The following is an 18,002-nucleotide window of genomic DNA, read 5'->3' as shown; positions in this document are numbered from 1 at the left end:
CGCAAGATGGCCGCTTCAGACCTCGCCCGCCCCACCGGCAAATCGCTGAGCGCCGACGACGCGACCCAGTCGCTCGTCCGCGCCACCATCCTCGTGCTGGTCCTGCTGCTGGCGGCCCTGCTGACCTGGGCCACGCTGATGCCGGTCAAGGAGGCCGTCGTCACCGCCGGGCAGGTGGTGCCGTCCGGCAACGCCCAGGTCGTCCAGCATCTGGAAGGCGGCATCGTGTCGGCCATCCTGGTCAAGGAAGGCGACCTGGTGGAGGCCGGGCAGCCGCTGATCGTCTTCGACCCCAAGCAGGTCCAGGCCGAGCGGGATCAGATGAACGCGCGACTGCTGACGCTGGAGCTGCGGGCGGAACGGCTGCGCGCCTTCGCCGCCGGACGGGTCCCCGACTTCGCCCGCGTCTCCGGCCCCGACACCCCCCAGACGGAGGCACAGGTCGCCGACCAGCGGCTGATCTCCGACACCCAGCGCCAGGCGCGCGACACCGCCATCGCCGTGCTGCGCGCCCAGGTGTCGCAACGCGAGGCGGAGTTGGCGCTGTACGAGGGACAGCTCGCCAACATCAAGGACCAGATCACCTTCATCACCGGATCGGTCGACATCCGCAACAAGCTGGAATCCATGGGGCTGTCGTCGAAGCTGCAATCGCTGGAGACCCAGCGCGAGCAGTCGCGCCTGATGGGCGAGCAGCGGCGGATCGAGGGCCAGATCATCGCCACCCATCAGGCGATCACCGAGGCGGGCAACCGCATCCTCGACCAGTCGGCCAAGCTGTCGCAGGACGCCGTGACCGAGATGGGCACCGTCACCGCCGAGATCGCCCAACTGCGCGAGGCGCGGGCCAAGCTGGACGACCGTGCCCAGCGCCTGACGGTGCCGTCGCCGGTGCGCGGCCTGGTGCAGGATCTGCGGGTCAACACCATCGGCGCCGTCGTCCCGGAAGGCGGCGTCCTGATGCAGGTCGTCCCGGTCGACCATGAGATGACGGTCGAGGCCCATGTCACCCCGCGCGACATCGGCCATCTCGAGGTCGGGCAGGAGGCGACGGTCAAGGTGCTGACCTACGACTTCGCCCGCTACGGCGCCATCACCGGCAAGCTGCTGCGCATCTCCGCCTCGACCTTCCTGGACGAGCAGCACCGCCCCTACTACAAGGCGGTCGTGGCGCTGAGCCGAAACCATGTCGGCCGCGACGACGTCCAGCATCCGGTCCTGCCCGGCATGACCACCCAGGTCGAGCTGCCCACCGGCGAGCGGTCGCTGCTGGAATATCTGCTGAAGCCGATCTACTTCGCGCTGTCCGACAGCTTCAACGAGCGCTGAGGGGAGCGCCGGGAGGGGGACTTTCCATAGGCGCTGACTTAAAGGACTTTGCCCATTTACCAATGGGCCGGCACCTTTTTCTATGTCACCTCCGCGAAGGAGCCTGTGAAGAAATCGGTGACTCGCTGAGAGAAGCCCCAAGTTCGAACCACGTCGCGTTGGATCGCATCTTGCGCGTCCCTCGGCCGTCATTCCCGCGAAGGCGGGAATCCAGCCTTTACAAGCACTTGTGTTGGAAATCCTGGTTCCCCGCCTCCGCGGGGATGACGAGTGGGAGATGTGCACGCCTGCCAGATCGGGGCTTTCTCATGTAAGTTCGATTTCTTCACAGGCTTCTTCGCGGGAATGACGGCCGAGAGAGGATCATGATGGAATCCGATGTAGAACGGCTTCAAACCTGAGGCTTCTCTCAGCTAGCCCCTGATTTCTTCATCAACTCGAAGGTGGGGATGACGGTCGATCAGGGACGTATTTGGCTTCGACAGCAATCGAATCTGTCAGTCAGCGCCTATGACGGGGGGTTTCCCCATGCCGGCGTTCATCGCCGACATCGCACAAACAGGAAAGGCCGCCGGTCCTGGACGGGACGGGCGGCCTGCGGAAAGACGGGAACGACTATCGTCGGCAGTCAGTAGGCGCCGAGCGACCGGGCGACGGCGGTGAATTCTTCGGCCAGCCAGCCTTCCTGCCGGATCAGGTGGCCCATCAGGTGCTTCAACGCCGCCTCGTAAGCCTCGGCGCGCGCGCCCTCGGACAAGCCCGCCGCCGCCAGGCGGGCGGCGAAGTCGTCCACGACCTGTTCGGCCCTGTGCGTGTCGGCATGGGTCATGACGGTGAACAACCTGGGGGTGGTGTCGGCGATCTGCTGCGGAATCATCGGGGCGCCTTGTGATGGAGCCGTTGCCTTGAACGATAATGGATCGGGGACCGGCGGGTGTGAAGGCGCCATTTAGCACTTAAATGAAATAAATTTAGGCAACATTTGAAGCAATTCGTTTCATATGCCCAGAGCCGAAGCCGAAAAGCGGCAACCGGGACGGCGGATACGGCTCCGACACAGCTCGACAGAATATGTCACCACATACCAGTAGCAATCATTGCTGCCGGTATCTAAAATCGACGCGATTCAGCACTGCCCGTGAACGCCATGGCCGGCCGCCCCAACCGCAGCGCCTCCCTTCAGACCGTGCCGCTTCACGTGGTGGAGCCGGATCCGGCGACCGTCAGCCTCGACAAGGTCAAGGCGATCCTGGCTCCGCTCGACCGGGCGCAGAAGTCCAAGCTGTTCGAGCTGGTGCAGGCCGGGCATCTGGAAGACGACCAGATGACGGTGGAGGTCGGCCGCCTGATCGTCGCCATGCTGAACGGCCCGCGCACGGAACATGCGCGCCGCATCTGGACCGGCTGGTTCGATCCGGTGATGCTGCGCACCGACGCGCTGATGCTGGCGGAAAGCCGGCCGCCCGGCTGCATGCATGTGGTCGACGCCGGCGCCTGGTGGTTCGCCCTGCTGCCGCACCTGCGCGAGCTTGCCGGACGGGTGCAGTCCGACATCGCCGCCCGGGCCAGCGAGCATCCGCTGGAGTCGGTCCTCGCCTCCCCGGCCGCTCTGGACTGGGCGGAGGAGCTTCGCGTCCGCTCACTGGAGGTTCTGCGCCAGCGCGGCGGAGCCAGGCCGCTGCTGGCGACCGCCAATGCCGAACGGCTGACCCTGCTGCGCAAGCGCGGGCTGCTCGGCGTGGCGCCGCTGTCGATGGGCGATCTGGCGATGCTGGACTCCCTGCTGGAGCACGCCCCCCTGTGGAAAGGCGCCGTGCGCCCGCGCGACACCATCGGCATGCTGCATATGGTGTCGGAGATGGCGGCGGAGCGCGGCGGCCCGACTGGCGGCCCGGCCGGCAACTCCAGCGGCGGCACCCTGGATGAGTCCATGGACGGCGCCATGCACTACGCCCTGGCTCTGCTGAACGGGTCGCGCGATCCCGATCAGGCGCTGGCGCTCTACGGCCTCTCTCCCAACCCGATCCTGGTCGAGTCCGCCGTCGGCCATGTGCAGTTCGCCTGGCAATGCCTGCGCCAGAAGCTGGAGGACCTGCATCTCGGCCGCCCCGCCCCGCCGCAGCTGACCGCCGGGGAGCCGGTGGACCGGCTCGAGGAGCGCGCCTTCCGCTGGTACGACTCGCTGCAGGGCTTCGGCGTCGAGCGCGGCGGGCGCAACTGGGCGGCAGTGTCGGCCGCGGTCGGCCGGGCGACCGGGCTGGTGGAGGGAGAGGTGGTGCCGGTGCTGAGCCACCGCCTGCTGACGCTGAACGCCAGCAGCTCGGCCCGGCCGCTGATCGCTCCGGTGCGCTTCATCAACGGCTTCAACCACCGGCTGCGCCGCCGCGGCATCGCCGCCTCCGCCAACCCCTGGCTGACGGCGATCGGGGAGCATCTGGCCGGGCTGTTCCGGCAGGTCGGCGCCTATGGCCGGGAGGATGCGCTGACCGCCATGGCCGACCTGTGCGAATTGTCGGAAGAGACCGGCTATCCCATCGAGGTGACGGCGATCGACAAGACCCTGCTGGGCATCACCGAACGGGCGTTGCGCGACGGCCGCGAGCTGAATGCCGGCGAAGGCAAGCTGATCGAGCGCGTCGTGACCGTCGCGACCGAGGAACGCCGCCGCTGCCGCTGGTGGGTGTCGGGCGAGCTGGTCAGCCTGCTGGACGCAGCCCAGCAGCGCGGCATCGGCCCGACACCGCAACAGTCCTGATCCGGATCGCAAGCCCGGTCCGATCGGGGCCCGACACAGCCGGATGCGGGTCAGGAGGACAGCTTGATCCCGGCCTTCATGGTCGCCAGCGCCAGCTGGGTGCGGTTGCGCACGCCCAGACGCTGCATCACCGTGCGCAGATGCACCTTGATGGTGCCCTCCAGCACGCCCAGCGCACGGGCGATCTCCTTGTTCGACTGGCCTTCCAGCAGGAGGCGCAGGACCTCGCGCTGACGCTCGGTCAGGCCGTTCACCGCGTCGCTTTCGGTGCGCACCGGACTGGCGGCGGCGGTCAACGCGATGCGGACCGGCCGGCCGTCGCGCGGGGTGGGCGGCGCCGGGGCGAAGATCCCGCCTTCCAGAACGATGGGCAGCGCCTGGTCGAGAATCCCGCCCTCGCACCCCTTGTGGACGAAGCCGCGGGCACCGGCGCGGATGCAAGACGCGATGACGTTGCCGTCGGTCGCCCCGGAAACGACGATCAGCGGCACGTCGCCGGCCACCTCCAGCATGTCGGCCAAGCCGCTGTGCTCGTCGCTGTCGCCCATCTGCAGGTCGTAGAGGATGGCGGTGAGCCCCGGTTCGGAGCGCGCCTTGCGCATGGCCTCGGCCAGCGATCCCGCCTCGACGATCACCACATCTTGATAGCGCTGGCGCAAGGCGAGCGATAGACCATAGCGGACCAGCGCATGATCGTCGACGATCAGGAACTTGAGCGTATCTTCGGACCGGGCCAGGCGGTCAGACACCGCGTCCAACTGTGCGGGCACCTGGGCATGCTGCATGTGATGGTCCACTTTTGTTCCCTCTCACTCGTCCAACGTGCCGTATCCCGCAAGCCGCGGGCATTGTTGAAACCTTAGCGCCAGGCGCTCATCCCGGTGAACCGCCTCATGCGGATGCCCAAAGGGTCATGGGTATAGCCGTCCGCCAAACCGAAGGTAGAAGACCTCCGTCAGCGGCGACGCCTTCGCTTGCCGGGCTGGGCCAGCGGTAACGTGATCGAAAACACCGATCCCCGCCCCGGCCAGGACCGTAGGCCGATCTCGTGACCGAGCCGGCGGCTGAGCCGGGCAACGATCGCCAACCCCAGCCCCACCCCACGCGCCTGGTCGCGGCCGGGGTTGTCGAGTTGCCGGAACTCCTCGAAAATCGATTTCTGGCTTGCCTCGGGAATGCCGGGGCCGGTGTCCCACACCTCGATGCGCAGATGGTCGCGGCAGCGGCGGCACCCCATCAGGATCGTTCCGGAAACAGCATATTTCAGTGCGTTGGCGACGAGGTTGCGCAGGATGCGTTCCAGCAGCTGCGCATCGCTGAGCACGATCGCGCCGCTGGACACGGCGCGGAAGCGCAGGCCGCGCATTTCCGCCTGCGGCAGGAATTCGCCATGGATCATCTCCAGCATCAAGGCGATCGGCAACGGCTCGATGATCGGCTCCATCGCCCCGGCATCGAGCCTGGCGGTGTCCAGCATGCCCTCCAGCAGGGTGCGGATCGACAGGTGGGCCGCCAGCAACCCGCCCATGATCGGCCGTTCCGCCTCGCCCAGCCGGTTGCGCAGCACGTCCAGGAACAACCCCATCGACATGACCGGCTGACGCAGGTCGTGGCTGGCGGATGCCAGAAGCTGCAGCTTGTCGGCATCCGCGGCCTGGAGGCGGCGCAACTCCTCGTTGGTAAGGCCAAGCTGGATGTTGGCCTCCTCCATCTGCTCCAGCGTGGCGCGCAGTTCCTCGTCCATGGCCCGCAATTCTTCCAGCGAGGCATGGAGTTCGAAATCAGACCGGTCGATTTCCCGGCCGCTGCGCTCCAGGGCGTTTTCGCGAATGGCGAGCCGCTCCTGGATCGCGTCCAGCTGCGCCAGGGAGTCGCGGTAGCGTTCCGTTACGATCGCCAAGTCGCGACGCTGGCGGTCGATCTCCTCTTCCGCCTCGCTCTGACGCCGCTCCATGTCCTCGATCAGCGTCTGCGCCTGCTCCAGTTCGGCCGACAGGCGCTTCATCGCCTCCGGCGTCCGGTCCTCCTTCAAGTTCTCCGCCACGCAGATGAAATGCTCGGTGTCGCCCCGCGGCCCCACCAGCGGCGTGATGACCAGGCTGCACAGATACTCGGTGCCGTCCTTGCGCCGGTTGACCAGGGTGCAGCGGGCGAACTCTCCCTCCAGCAGCTCCTGTCTGATCGTCGCGGCGACCACCGGATCGGTGCGCGGACATTGCAGGAAGCGGGGAGACCGGCCGATCGCCTCGTCGGCCCGATAGCCGGTCAGGGCGGTGAAGGCGCGGTTGACATAGAGGATGGTCGGCCCGGGAGCGTCGAGATTGCAGTCGGTGACGATGACCGCCTGGTCCAGCCGGTCCCAAAGCGGCTGCACGATCAGCGGCCTGGCTTTCACGCCAGAAGCCGCCGCCTTTTCCTCCTTGGATCCGCGTGCGTCCGGCATATCGCCCAGCCTTTGCCCAAACAATGGTGAGCCACGTTGCCTCAACTTGCTGGGGTAAACCAGCAATAAGCAAACACCTAAACCGTCAGTTGGAGCGAAAGTTCCGGTAATATTTCTTTAGGCCAGACATAGGAGAATTACCGGACATCCGGTTGCTCCGAATCCCGTTGCCATTGCCCGTTCCTCAAGCCGGCGGACCGGTCGCTTCGACCGTCAGCCGGAAACCGGCTCCGCACGGCTGTCGTCGAGACCGATATGCTGCCGCTCGGTCACGTCATGGGCCATGGCAACAAGGATCGGCGGCTGCTCCTCGGCGAAATACTGCATGCAGATCTCCACCGGACGCAAGGTCTGGTCGGGACGCTCGATCGTCGTCTCGAACACGATCTCGGCCTTCTCGCCGGACAGGAGCGGACCGATCAGCCGGCTGAAGGCCGCGGCATTGATGTCCGGCATCAGATCATGCAGGGCGATCTGGCGCAGCGCCTCCAGGGAATAGCCCAGCTTCAGCTCCGCCCCCTTGTTGACCAGCTGGAAGCTGAAGGTGGCCGGATCGAGGAAATAGACCTCGTTCAGCGACTGGCCGATGATCCGCCCGAGATATTCGGCGAAGGCGTCGGACCGCACGCGTTCCGTCACGTCCTCGATGATCAGGACGACGCCGCGGGCCGCCCGGTTGTCGTAGAGCAGCGGCGACAGGCGGATGCGGCAGGTGATGCGCCGGCCGCGGCGGTCCATCGCGTCCATTTCCACCAGTTCGACCGGAGCCTCGGTCTTCAGGGTATCCTGGAGCTGGCGGCGCAGCCGCTGCACCGGCAGGCCGATGTCCAGATCCAGGAAGGCCTCGCCGGTCACCTCTTCGTTCCGCAGGCCCCAGACATTCTCGCTCCAGCGGTTCCAGGACTGGACGATGAAATTGTCGTCCAGGACGATGATGCCGACATCGATGCTGCGCAGGATCGATTCCGAATAACGGCGATACTCGCCGGCCTCCTCGCTCTGCCGGCGCATCTCCTCGTTGGCGACCTCCAGTTCCTCGTTGGTGGAGCGCAGCTCCTCGTTCATCGTCTCCAGCTCCTCGTTGGTGGACTGGAGTTCCTCGTTGGTCGTCTCCAGCTCCTCGTTGGTGGACTGGAGTTCCTCATTGGTCGTCTCCAGCTCCTCGTTGGAGGACTGGAGTTCCTCGATGGTGGTTTCCAGGCTTTCCTGCGCCGCTTCGATCTCCTGCTGCAGCAGGAAGACCCGGCTGGTGTCGAAGAAGGTGAGCAGGGTGGCGAAGGCCTTGCCGTCGCGGCTGTAGAGCGGCGCCACCTCGATGGTCAGGCGAGCCGGCTCGGACCCCGTCCGGGTGAAGGGCTGGTGCTCGATCCGGATCATGCGGCCGGAATTGCGCACCTCCTCGATCCGGCTGCGCAGTTCCGTCGGGCGGTAGGAAATGGTCAGGTCGTGGAAGGGGCGGCCGATGTCGCTTTCCTCGACGTCGAACAGGCGCCGGGCATGGGTATTGGCGAAGATCAGAAGCCCTTCGGCATTCACCGCCAGATACCCGGCGGAACTGTTGTCGACGATGCTTTCCAGCAGCCGCGCCTGCGTGTTGGTGCGCGCGCCGTTGGCATCGTTGGCCAGGGACAGGCTGCCGCCGGCGGTCCGCCGCCATTCCTGGGGCACCTTGGAAAAGATGCGGCTCTTGAGGTCCACCGCTTCGAACATGCGCGACCGCGCCAGCTGGGTTTCCGCCTTGCCCAGAAACAGGAAGCCGTCGTTGACCAGCGCGTAATGCAGACGCGGCAGGACGATCCCCTGGGTATCGGCCTCCAGATAGATCAGCAGGTTGCGGCAGACCAGCAGGTCGATGCGGGAGATCGGCGCGTCGCTGACCACATTGTGGCGGCCGAAGATCACGCATTTGCGCAGCTCGCGCTGGAACACGTAGTGATTGTTGGTGCGCTCGAAATAACGCTCCAGCAACGGCTCCGGCACCGTCTCCACGTCGCGTGCGGCATAGGTGGCATGGCGCGCCGTGTTCAGCGCCGCATCGTCCAGGTCGGTGGCGTAGATCTTGACCCGGCGGCAGAACTCGGTCGTTCCCAGCGCTTCGGCGAACATCATCGCCAGCGAATAGGGCTCCTCGCCAGACGCGCAGCCGACGCTCCAGATCCGGATCGGCCCCTTGTCGCCCTTACGCTCCAGGATGCGCGGAACGACCTCCCGCCGCAGCACGTCCCACGCCTCGTTGTCGCGGAAGAATGAGGTGACGTTGATCAGCACGGTGTTCAGAAGATCGATGAATTCCTGCGGATGGGCTTCCAGGAAGGCGTGGTAGGCGGCGAAGCTGTCGCAGCTGACCTCCTCCATCCGCCGGCGGATGCGCCGTTCCAGGCTGGTACGCTTGTAGCCGCGGAAATCGATCCCGCGGCTTTCCTGGATATGGCGGATCAGATTGGTGAAGTCGCTGTCGGGATCGTCGGTCTTCTTGGTCATCATCTTACATCGTGACGGCGTCGGGTAGAATATAGACGTCTGTCTGCTTCCCGCTCAAGCGGCGTGGCGCGCTGCGCTCCATCCGGGAAACGTTCGAAGGATGACAGCGATTATTCGGGCGATCGTGAAACGCCGCGACGCCGGTGCTGTTCTGGTTCCATGGAGAAGCGTGACATCATCGCCATCGGCGCATCGGCGGGCGGACTGACCGCCCTTACCCGCCTGCTGGGCGCAATGCCCAAGGATTGCGCGCCGACGGTGTTCGTCGTCATCCATATCACGCCCAACGCCCGCAGCCTCCTGCCGCAGTTGCTCGACCGGATCGGCTGGCTGCCGGCCTTCCATCCCGTCGACGGGGAACCGATCCGCCCCGGCCACATCCATGTCGCGCCGCCGGACCACCATCTGCTGGTCCATCGCGACCGCGTCCTGATCCGCCGCGGGCCGCGGGAAAACCGGACGCGGCCGGCGGTGGACCCGCTGTTCCGCTCCGCCGCCGTCGCCTTCGGCAGCCGGGTGATCGGCATCGTTCTCTCGGGCACGCTGGACGACGGGACATCCGGCCTGCGGGCGATCCGCCGCTGCGGCGGGACCAGCGTCGTCCAGGATCCGGACGATGCGGAATGGCCCGGCATGCCGCAAAGCGCCATCCACCGCGGCGTGGCCGATTATGTCCTGGCGTTGGACGCGATGCCGGCCTTGCTGACCCGGCTGACCGCCGAACCGGCGCCGTCGAGCCCGCCCGTGCCGTTCGACATCGCCACGGAGGCGCGGGTCGCCGAGAAGGAGTTCACGACCGTGTCCGACGATACCCAGGCGGTCGGCAGGCCGACCACCCTGTCCTGCCCGGAATGCGGCGGCGGCCTGAGTGAAATCCGCGACGGCCCGATGCTGCGTTTCCGCTGCCGGGTCGGCCATGCCTACAGCCCCGAAAACATGGAGACCGCCCAAGCGGAAGCGATGGAAAGCGCCTTGTGGATCGCCCTGCGCACCCATGAAGATCGGATCGAACTGTTCCAGCGTCTGGGCGACCATGCCCGTGACCGCGGCCAGAGCCACGTCGCCGCCGCTTGGGACATCCAGATGCAGGAAGCGCGGAAGAACGCCGAGTTGCTGCGGAGCGTGCTGTCCAAGCCGGAGGTGCGGGACACCAGCGCCCAGAGGAAGCCGTGAGCCAAGGGGGGAACCGTCCGGCATCCAGCGGGTTGGATTCAGTTGGAGCCGCCACGCCACTCCCCATGAGCTTGCCCCCAAAATGCCGGAAGACCACCCCATGAGCATCGACGGACTGTCGGACGACAAGGACACCCCGCATTATGACGGCCCGGCCGGCGGCTGGGGATCGGTCGGGTCGATGGCCCGCATCATGGGGGAAGAGCGGCCGACCCCCGCCGTGCTCGACACGCTGCGCCGGCAGAACAAGCCCGGCGGCTTCATGTGCGTGTCCTGCGCCTGGGGCAAACCGGCCAAGCCGCACACCTTCGAGTTCTGCGAGAACGGCGCCAAGGCGACGATCTGGGAACTGACCAGCCGGCGCTGCACGCCCGACTTCTTCGCCCAGCACACGGTCACCGAACTGAAGGGCTGGAAGGATTACGACCTGGAACAGCAGGGGCGACTGACCCACCCCATGCGCTACGACCGGGCGAGCGACCGCTATGTGCCCTGCGGCTGGGACGAGGCCTTCACCGCCATCGGGGCGGAGCTGCGCGCCATCGACCCGGACCGGGCGGTGTTCTATGCGTCGGGCCGCGCCAGCCTGGAGACCTCCTACCTCTACGCGCTGTTCGCGCGGCTCTACGGGCACAACAATCTGCCCGACAGCTCCAACATGTGCCACGAGACGACGTCGGTCGGGCTGAAGAAGGTGATCGGCTCGCCGGTCGGCACCTGCGTGCTCGACGATTTCGAGAGCTGCAACGCCATCTTCTTCTTCGGCCAGAACACCGGGTCGAACAGCCCCCGCCTACTCCACCCGCTGCAGGAGGCGGTGAAGCGCGGGGCGAAGATCGTCACCTTCAACCCCGTGCGGGAAAAGGGGCTGGAGAGCTTCCGCAACCCGCAAAGCCCGCTGGAGATGCTGACCGGCAAGGAAACCCGGATCTCCACCCTGTATTTCCAGGTCAAGGCCGGCGGCGACATCGCCGCGATCACCGGGCTGATCAAGCATGTTCTGGCGGCGGAGGAGGAGCGGCAGGCGCAGGGCAAGCAGGTCCTCGACCATGATTTCATCGCCCGGCATACGATCGGCTTCGACGAGATGAAGGCGCGGGTGAACGCCGTCGGCTGGGAGGAGATCGAGGAGGAATCGGGCCTGAGCCGCGAGGACCTGAAGCAGGCCGCCGACATCTATGTCGAGGCGGAACGCTCCATCGCCATGTACGGCATGGGCCTGACCCAGCAGGTGCGCGGGTCGGAGACGCTGGCGGCGCTGGTCAACCTCTGGCTTCTGAAGGGCAATGTCGGCCGCGACGGCGCCGGCATCTCGCCGGTGCGCGGCCATTCCAACGTCCAGGGCCAGCGCACCGTCGGCATCTCCGAAAAGCCGGAGCTGGTGCCGCTCGACCGGCTGGCCGAACAATACGGATTCGAGCCGCCGCGCAAGGAAGGGCTGAACACCGTCAAGGCCTGCGAGAAGATCCTGTCGGGCGAGGTGAAGGCCTTCATCGGCCTGGGCGGCAACTTCGTGCGCGCCATCCCCGAGCGCGAGCGGATGGAGGCGGCCTGGACGCGGATGCGCCTGACTGTGCAGATCGCGACCAAGCTGAACCGCAGCCACCTGATCAACGGCGAGGTCGCCTATCTGCTGCCCTGCCTGGGGCGGTCGGAGGAGGATGTGCAGGAGAGCGGGGCGCAGGCGGTGACGATGGAGGACAGCCTGAGCTGCATCCACGGCTCGCTCGGCAACAACACACCGGCCAGCCCGGATCTGAAGTCCGAGGTCGCCATCGTCGCCGGCATGGCGAAGGCGACCCTGTCGCCCAACCCGAAGGTGACCTGGGACGACTGGGTCGCCGATTACCGCCGCATCCGCGCCCTGATCGAGGAGACCTATCCCGACCAGTTCCACCGCTTCAACGAGCGGGTCTTCACCCCCGGCGGCTTCTACCGCGGCAATCCGGCGCGCGAGCGGATCTGGAAGACGGAGTCGGGCAAGGCGCAGTTCACCGCGCCGGGCCGGCTGCGCGCCATCGGCTTCGAGGATGCGCCGGGGCGCTGGCGGCTGATGACCATGCGCTCCAACGACCAGTTCAACACGACGATCTACGGCTATTCCGACCGGCTGCGCGGGATCGAGGGCACGCGCGACGTGCTGCTGATGAACCCGCTGGACATCGCCGCGGCCGGCTTGCAGGAGGGTCAGGTGGTCGGGTTGGCCAGCGACGCCGGCGACGGGGTCGACCGCCGGGTGGGCGGGCTGACGGTGACGCCCTTCCATTTGCCGCGCGGCTGCATCGGGTCCTATTACCCGGAAATGAACCCGCTGATCCCGCTCTGGTACCATGACGAGGCGTCGAAGACGCCGGCCGCGAAGGGGGTGCCGGTGCGGATCGTGGCGGATGCGTCGACGATGGAAGTCCCCTCTCCCTCCCGGGGAGAGGGTTAGGGTGAGGGGGACGCGAAGCGAGGTTCTTCAAGCATCGCTCACTCCCCGATCCCCACCGAATCCACCCTATGCATCCCCCTCACCCCGACCCTCTCCCCGGGGGGGAGAGGGGGATTTCCCCATCCCTCAATGCGCCTCTTCCCAATTGTCGCCGATCCCCGCTTCCGCCACCAGCGGCACGCCGAGGTGGGCAGCCCCCTCCATCACCTCGCGCACGATCCGCGCGGCATCCTGGGCTTCCGCTTCCGGCACCTCGAACAGCAGTTCGTCGTGCACCTGCAGCAGCATCCGCGCGCTGCTGCCGGCGGCGGCCAGCGCCCCCGGCATGCGGTTCATCGCCCGCTTCATGATGTCGGCGGCCGTGCCCTGGATCGGGGCATTGATCGCCTGACGCTCGGCGAAGGCGCGGCGGGCGGCGTTCTTGTCCTGGATGCCGGGCATGTAGCAGCGGCGGCCGAACAGCGTCGCGACATAGCCATGCTGGCGGGCGAAGGCCTTGGTCGCCTCCATCCACACCTTCAGTTCGTGGAAGCGCTCCAGATAGGTCTTGATGAAGGCATTGGCCTCCCCCGGCGCGATGCCGAGTTGGCGGCCCAGCCCGAAACCGGAGATGCCGTAGATGATGCCGAAGTTGATCGCCTTGGCCTTGCGGCGGATGTCCGGCGTCATCTGTTCCAGCGGGATGCCGAAGACCTGGGCGGCGGTGGCGGCGTGGATGTCCAGCCCGTCGCGGAAGGCGTCCTTCAACGCCTGGATGTTCGCCATCTCCGCCACCAGGCGCAGCTCGATCTGCGAATAGTCGACGCTCAGCAGCTTGTGGCCGGGAGATGCCACGAAGGCGCGGCGGATCTTCTTGCCCTCCTCCGTCCGCACCGGGATGTTCTGCAGGTTGGGGTCGGTCGAGGACAGCCGGCCGGTGTTGGTCGCCGCCAGGGCGAAGGCGGTGTGGACGCGGCCGGTGACCGGCGAGATCTTCTCCTGCAGCGCGTCGGTGTAGGTGCTCTTCAGCTTGGCGAGCTGGCGCCAGTCGAGCACGCGCTGGGCGATGGCATGGCCCTGCTCCGCCAGTTCCTCCAGCACGCTGCTGTCGGTGGAATAGGCGCCGGTCTTGCCCTTCTTGCCGGTGCCGAGCTTGAGAGTGTCGAACAGGATCTCGCCGAGCTGCTTGGGCGAGCCGATGTTGAAGCTCTGGCCGGCCAGCGCATGGACGTCCTTCTCGATCTCGGCGAGGCGGAGCGACAGGCTCTGCGACAGGTCGGACAGCGCCTTCTTGTCGATGTGGACGCCGGCCCGCTCCATGTCGGCCACCACCGGGACCAGCGGACGGTCGAGCGTCTCGTAGACGGTGACCATGCGGTCGTCGACCAGCCGCGGCTTCAGCAGCGTCCACAGGCGCAGCGTGATGTCGGCGTCCTCGGCGGCATAGGCCAGCGCCTTGTCCAGCGGCACGCGGTCGAAGGTGATCTGGTTCTTGCCGGTGCCGCAGACCTCCTTGAAGGGGATCGGCGTATAGGCGAGGTGCAGCTCCGCCAGCTCGTCCATGCCGTGGCCGTGGGAACCGCCCTCCAGCACGTAGGAGATCAGCATGCTGTCGTCGACCGGCGACACCGTGATGCCGTTGCGGGCGAACAGCTGGTGGTCGAACTTGAAGTTGTGGCCGATCTTCAGGACCGATGGGTCCTCCAGCACGTCCTTCAGGATCGCCATCGCCTCGGCCGTCGCGATCTGCACCGGCGGCGGCGGGGCGTCGAAATCGAGCTGGCCGGCGGCGGCGGCCGAATTGCCATGGGCCAGCGGGATGTAGCAGGCGATGCCGGGTTCGGTCGACAGCGAGACGCCGACCAGCGTGGCGGTGGCCGGAGTCAGGCTGTCGGTCTCGGTATCGACCGCCAGCACGCCGGTCTCGCGCGCCCGGTCGACCCAGCGGCGCAGGGCGTCGGCATCCTGCACCAGCTCGTAGCGCACCTCCGGCACGTTCAGCACCGTCTTGCGGGCCGGGCGGTCGTCACTGGCCGAGCTTCCGGCGGGCGCCGGAGACTTCGCGGCGGGCGTGGGGAGCGAACCGGGGGACGGGAGCGAGCCGCCGCCCGCGCCATCGGCGATGCGGCCGTCCTTCTGCATCTCCATCTCGACGCGGGAGACGATGCTGCGGAAGCCCTGGGCGCGCAGGAAATCGATCAGCCGCTGATGGTCGGGCTCGCGCACGCGCAGCTCGTCGAGCGGCTTGGGCGGCGGCACCTGGTCGTCGAGCAGGACCAGCCGGCGGGAGACGCGGGCCAGATCGGCGAATTCGATCAGCTTCTGGCGGCGGGCCGGCTGCTTGATCTTCTCCGCATTGGCCAGCAGGGCCTCCAGGTCGCCATATTCGGTGATCAGCTGGGCCGCGGTCTTGACGCCGATGCCGGGCACGCCGGGGACGTTGTCGACGCTGTCGCCGGCCAGCGCCTGGACATCCACCACCTTGTCCGGCGCGACGCCGAACTTCTCGAACACCTCGTCGGGGCCGATGGCCTTGTTCTTCATCGGGTCGAACATGCCGACGCCGGGACGGACCAGCTGCATCAGGTCCTTGTCCGACGACACGATGGTGACGGGACGGCCGGCCTCCTGCGCCAGACGGGCGTAGGTGGCGATCAGGTCGTCGGCCTCGAACCCTTCCAGCTCCAGGCAGGGCAGGCAGAAGGCCTCCGTCGCTTCGCGGATCAGGGCGAACTGCGGCTTCAGCTCCTCCGGCGGTTCCGGACGGTGGGCCTTGTAGTCGGGATAGAACTCGTTGCGGAAATTCAGGCGCTTGCTGTCGAAGACCACCGCCACGGCTTCCGCCTTGGCGTCGGCCAGCAGCTTCAGCAGCATGTTGGAGAAGCCCAGCACCGCGTTCACCGGCGTGCCGTCCGGCCGCGTCAGCATCGGCAGCGCGTGGAAGGCACGGAAGATGAAGCCGGAGCCGTCGACCAGATAGAGGCCGCTGCCGTCGCCGCCGGGGGCGGCCTTGGCTTCGGTCGCGGTGCTCTCGGAGTCGGTGGCGGCGCCAGCGGTTTCGGCGGTCATGATGGTCTCTCGTCCCTTCCTTGCGGGCGCTACCATCGCCGAAGGAAGGCCGGGAGTCGAGTGCCGAGACCGGGGTAGAGCCCCCTCTGGAGCCCGACGGGAAGGCCCCGTCAGCCGGCGCCGTCCTCCGCGGCGCTGCTCACCACCGGGCCGACGAAGGCATAGCCGACGCCATGCACCGCCTGCACCGGCAGGGCGCAGCCGCTGCGCTCCTCCACCTTGATCCGCAGGCGTCGGACCAGCGAATCGATGGAGCGGCTGTAGGGATCCCAGTCGCGGCCCGTCAGCGCGATGGAAATATCCTGGCGGCTCACCGCCTCGCCGGGCGCGGTGACCAGTAGGGAAAGGAACTTGTACTCCGTCGCGGTCAGCGGCACGGCGCCGCCGGCGGGCGGCTGGATGCGCCATTCGATGTCGTCGAATACCCAGGCCTTGCGTGCGTCCGCGCCATTGACGGCGGCATGGGCGACGGGGATAGCGGCAGGCGGCGGCTGGAGCGGCTCCGCCGCCGGCAGCGGGCCGGCGCCCTTCTGCATCCGGCGTATCAGCGCCTTGATCTGCGCCTCGACCTCGCGGAACTCGACCGGCTTGACCAGGTAGACGTCGGCCCCGAGTTCCAGCCCGATGACGCGGTCGATCAGGCCGGATCGCGCCGTCAGCATGATGATGGCGGCCGACGAGCTGGCGCGGATGCGGCGGGCGACCGAAAAACCATCCTCATCCGGCAGGTTGATGTCGAGCACGAGCACGTCGGCCGGACCCGCCTCCAGCAGCCGGTCCAGCTCCGCACCGCGCGACGCACCCCGCACCTCGAAGCCGCAACGGTCGAGATATTCGACAAGATCGTCGCGAAGATCGGCTTCGTCCTCGACCACAATGATCCGGGCCACGACCCCTCACGCTCCCATTCACGTTCAGATCAGGTTATCTTAATCGCCCGAACGGGTTACGCAAACCCTATCAGGCGGATGGGATCGATCAGGCACACGCAATATCGGTTCCGATCTCTCACTTTTGGGGCAGGTATCTATCGCCGACGGTGGCGGCATAGCGGGCCACCGTTTCGCGGTCGATGGCGTCAATGCGGCCCTTCGCCTTCAACTCCGCAAAACACCGGTCGAAGTCTGCGCGCAGCGACTCGTCGCGGAACACCATGCTGTAGAGCGTCGGCGGGAAGATCGCGGTGAACTGCACCGGCTGGGCCGGATCGAACGGCAGGCCGCCGGCGGTCTTCGCCTTTTCCTGAAGCTGGCGGTTGTATTCGGCGAAGATCAGCCCGTCGGCCAGCACCGCATCCACCCGTCCGGCGAACAGCAGGTTGGAATGCACCATCTGGTCGGCGCGTTCGCGGAAATCGCCGAAGCTGGGAATCGCGGCCCGCAGTCCGGGCAATACGTCCGGAGCGCCGGAAAAGGTGATGACGCGCTTGCCCGCCAGATCGGCCAGCGACTGCACCGCCAAGCCGCTGCTTTTCAGCACCGACGCCCCGTTCTGATAGAGGATGTAGGGGACGGACCGCGACCCCGGCATCTCCATGCCCTCCGGCACGGTGGCGACGGCATCCAGCTGGGCGGGGCCCCGGGCGCCGTCGCGGAACTCGTTCCAGTGGCGGCCGAAGGGCACCACCTTGAACTGCGCTTCATGTCCGCAGGCGGCCAGCGTCTCGGCGATGATGGAGGCCTCGCGCCCGGTACCGCCGGCGGTCATCATCGGCGGCACTTCCGGCGCCAGCACCGTCACCGGACGGGCGGCGGCCGGCCGAGCCGCCGGGAGCAGGGCCGCCGAAAGCAGAACCGCCAGGACGGCGGCGGCCGGGATGCCAAGGCGGAATGCGGCGAAACTCGGGGCAACGACTGCACGACTACCGAACGCCATCCTTCGCACTCCAGCCTGGAGAATCATAAATATCGCGAGTCGCAAGTCCAGAGAAACGCACCCGCCACCTTCCCGAAAGCGGAGGTGGCGGAGGGTAACATGGGCGATGGCGCGTCCGTCCATGAAAATCCCTTACCTTTCAAAAGCTTTCACGGCCCAGCGACCACCGATGTTGCAGATCGTTGCAATTGGACGATATTGGTCGCCGACAGTTTTCCATCGTTCCGAATTTTCAAGCTTCCCAACAATGAACCAAGCTGTTGCCGAATGTTATTTCACGACGGGCTAGGACGGTCGTGCTATGGATAGGCTTCTCCGCCAAACGGATCATGTCCGCCGGCCGGTACGATGACTGTCGGCGTATTGCTCGCAAGGGTGGTTTTATTGATGGGCCTGGGATTACCGCGGACCTGGACGACCGGATCGGGGCTGCCGTGAAACCCGCCATGGATGTACGGAGCCCG

The 18,002-nt window shown here is 66.8% G+C and carries 11 protein-coding genes; 4 read left to right on the top strand and 7 right to left on the bottom strand.

Annotated elements, in window-relative coordinates; genetic code table 11:
* The first annotated feature begins 6 nt into the window (after nt 1–6).
* Entirely contained in the window at nt 7–1,329 is a 1,323-nt protein-coding gene (locus tag JHL17_RS35850; protein WP_200199442.1) for an HlyD family type I secretion periplasmic adaptor subunit, read from the top strand.
* 628 nt (nt 1,330–1,957) lie between these two features.
* Here JHL17_RS35850 and JHL17_RS35845 read toward each other — a convergent pair.
* Nucleotides 1,958–2,206 (bottom strand): hypothetical protein, encoded by a 249-nt coding sequence (locus tag JHL17_RS35845; protein WP_247894068.1) that lies wholly within the window; start codon nt 2,204–2,206, stop codon nt 1,958–1,960.
* A 270-nt stretch (nt 2,207–2,476) separates the two neighbouring features.
* Here JHL17_RS35845 and JHL17_RS35840 point away from each other — a divergent pair, with 270 nt between their 5' ends.
* Entirely contained in the window at nt 2,477–4,084 is a 1,608-nt protein-coding gene (locus JHL17_RS35840; RefSeq protein ID WP_200199473.1) for a hypothetical protein, read from the top strand.
* Nucleotides 4,085–4,134: 50 nt separating this feature from the next.
* On the opposite strand, the gene JHL17_RS35835 is transcribed toward JHL17_RS35840, so the two are convergent.
* The 3 genes from JHL17_RS35835 to JHL17_RS35825 all read right to left on the bottom strand — a co-directional run bounded on the left by JHL17_RS35835 (nt 4,135) and on the right by JHL17_RS35825 (nt 9,011).
* A complete protein-coding gene (locus JHL17_RS35835; protein ID WP_200199441.1) occupies nt 4,135–4,869 on the bottom strand; it encodes a LuxR C-terminal-related transcriptional regulator in 735 nt (244 codons plus the stop codon).
* 170 nt (nt 4,870–5,039) lie between these two features.
* Complete coding sequence (locus JHL17_RS35830) at nt 5,040–6,479, bottom strand: sensor histidine kinase (protein ID WP_345773946.1); 1,440 nt, start codon at nt 6,477–6,479, stop codon at nt 5,040–5,042.
* A gap of 261 nt (nt 6,480–6,740) precedes the next feature.
* Nucleotides 6,741–9,011 carry a CheR family methyltransferase gene (locus JHL17_RS35825; protein ID WP_200199439.1) on the bottom strand — a complete coding sequence of 757 codons (2,271 nt, stop codon included), beginning with the start codon at nt 9,009–9,011 and terminating at the stop codon, nt 6,741–6,743.
* 156 nt (nt 9,012–9,167) lie between these two features.
* On the opposite strand from JHL17_RS35825, the gene JHL17_RS35820 reads away from it, so the two are divergent.
* Nucleotides 9,168–10,181 carry a chemotaxis protein CheB gene (locus tag JHL17_RS35820; RefSeq protein WP_200199438.1) on the top strand — a complete coding sequence of 338 codons (1,014 nt, stop codon included), beginning with the start codon at nt 9,168–9,170 and terminating at the stop codon, nt 10,179–10,181.
* A 100-nt stretch (nt 10,182–10,281) separates the two neighbouring features.
* Nucleotides 10,282–12,615, top strand: coding sequence for an FdhF/YdeP family oxidoreductase (locus JHL17_RS35815; RefSeq protein ID WP_200199437.1), 2,334 nt, complete (start codon nt 10,282–10,284; stop codon nt 12,613–12,615).
* A 126-nt stretch (nt 12,616–12,741) separates the two neighbouring features.
* Here JHL17_RS35815 and polA read toward each other — a convergent pair whose 3' ends face one another.
* From polA to JHL17_RS35800, 3 genes are all read right to left on the bottom strand, one after another.
* Nucleotides 12,742–15,663, bottom strand: a complete 2,922-nt coding sequence (gene polA, locus JHL17_RS35810) for a DNA polymerase I (protein ID WP_200199436.1) — start codon at nt 15,661–15,663, stop codon at nt 12,742–12,744.
* Nucleotides 15,664–15,773: 110 nt separating this feature from the next.
* Entirely contained in the window at nt 15,774–16,553 is a 780-nt protein-coding gene (locus JHL17_RS35805; protein ID WP_200199435.1) for a response regulator, read from the bottom strand.
* Between the two features lie 118 nt (nt 16,554–16,671).
* Entirely contained in the window at nt 16,672–17,538 is an 867-nt protein-coding gene (locus JHL17_RS35800; protein WP_200199434.1) for a type 2 periplasmic-binding domain-containing protein, read from the bottom strand.
* Nucleotides 17,539–18,002 lie beyond the last annotated feature (464 nt).

This window comes from Azospirillum endophyticum (genome assembly GCF_016595245.1).
GTDB classification, from domain to species: domain Bacteria; phylum Pseudomonadota; class Alphaproteobacteria; order Azospirillales; family Azospirillaceae; genus Azospirillum; species Azospirillum endophyticum.
Note: the sequence above shows the minus strand (reverse complement) of the source record. Positions and strands in the feature narration are given on the sequence as shown.

Excerpts from the sequence above, each read along its gene's own strand:
- JHL17_RS35850 (WP_200199442.1), top strand. The coding sequence starts at position 7 with ATGGCCGCTTCAGACCTCGCCCGCCCCACCGGCAAATCGCTGAGCGCC.
- JHL17_RS35845 (WP_247894068.1), bottom strand. The coding sequence starts at position 2,206 with ATGATTCCGCAGCAGATCGCCGACACCACCCCCAGGTTGTTCACCGTC.
- JHL17_RS35840 (WP_200199473.1), top strand. The coding sequence starts at position 2,477 with ATGGCCGGCCGCCCCAACCGCAGCGCCTCCCTTCAGACCGTGCCGCTT.
- JHL17_RS35835 (WP_200199441.1), bottom strand. The coding sequence starts at position 4,869 with ATGCAGCATGCCCAGGTGCCCGCACAGTTGGACGCGGTGTCTGACCGC.
- JHL17_RS35825 (WP_200199439.1), bottom strand. The coding sequence starts at position 9,011 with ATGATGACCAAGAAGACCGACGATCCCGACAGCGACTTCACCAATCTG.
- JHL17_RS35820 (WP_200199438.1), top strand. The coding sequence starts at position 9,168 with ATGGAGAAGCGTGACATCATCGCCATCGGCGCATCGGCGGGCGGACTG.
- JHL17_RS35815 (WP_200199437.1), top strand. The coding sequence starts at position 10,282 with ATGAGCATCGACGGACTGTCGGACGACAAGGACACCCCGCATTATGAC.
- polA (WP_200199436.1), bottom strand. The coding sequence starts at position 15,663 with ATGACCGCCGAAACCGCTGGCGCCGCCACCGACTCCGAGAGCACCGCG.
- JHL17_RS35800 (WP_200199434.1), bottom strand. The coding sequence starts at position 17,538 with ATGGCGTTCGGTAGTCGTGCAGTCGTTGCCCCGAGTTTCGCCGCATTC.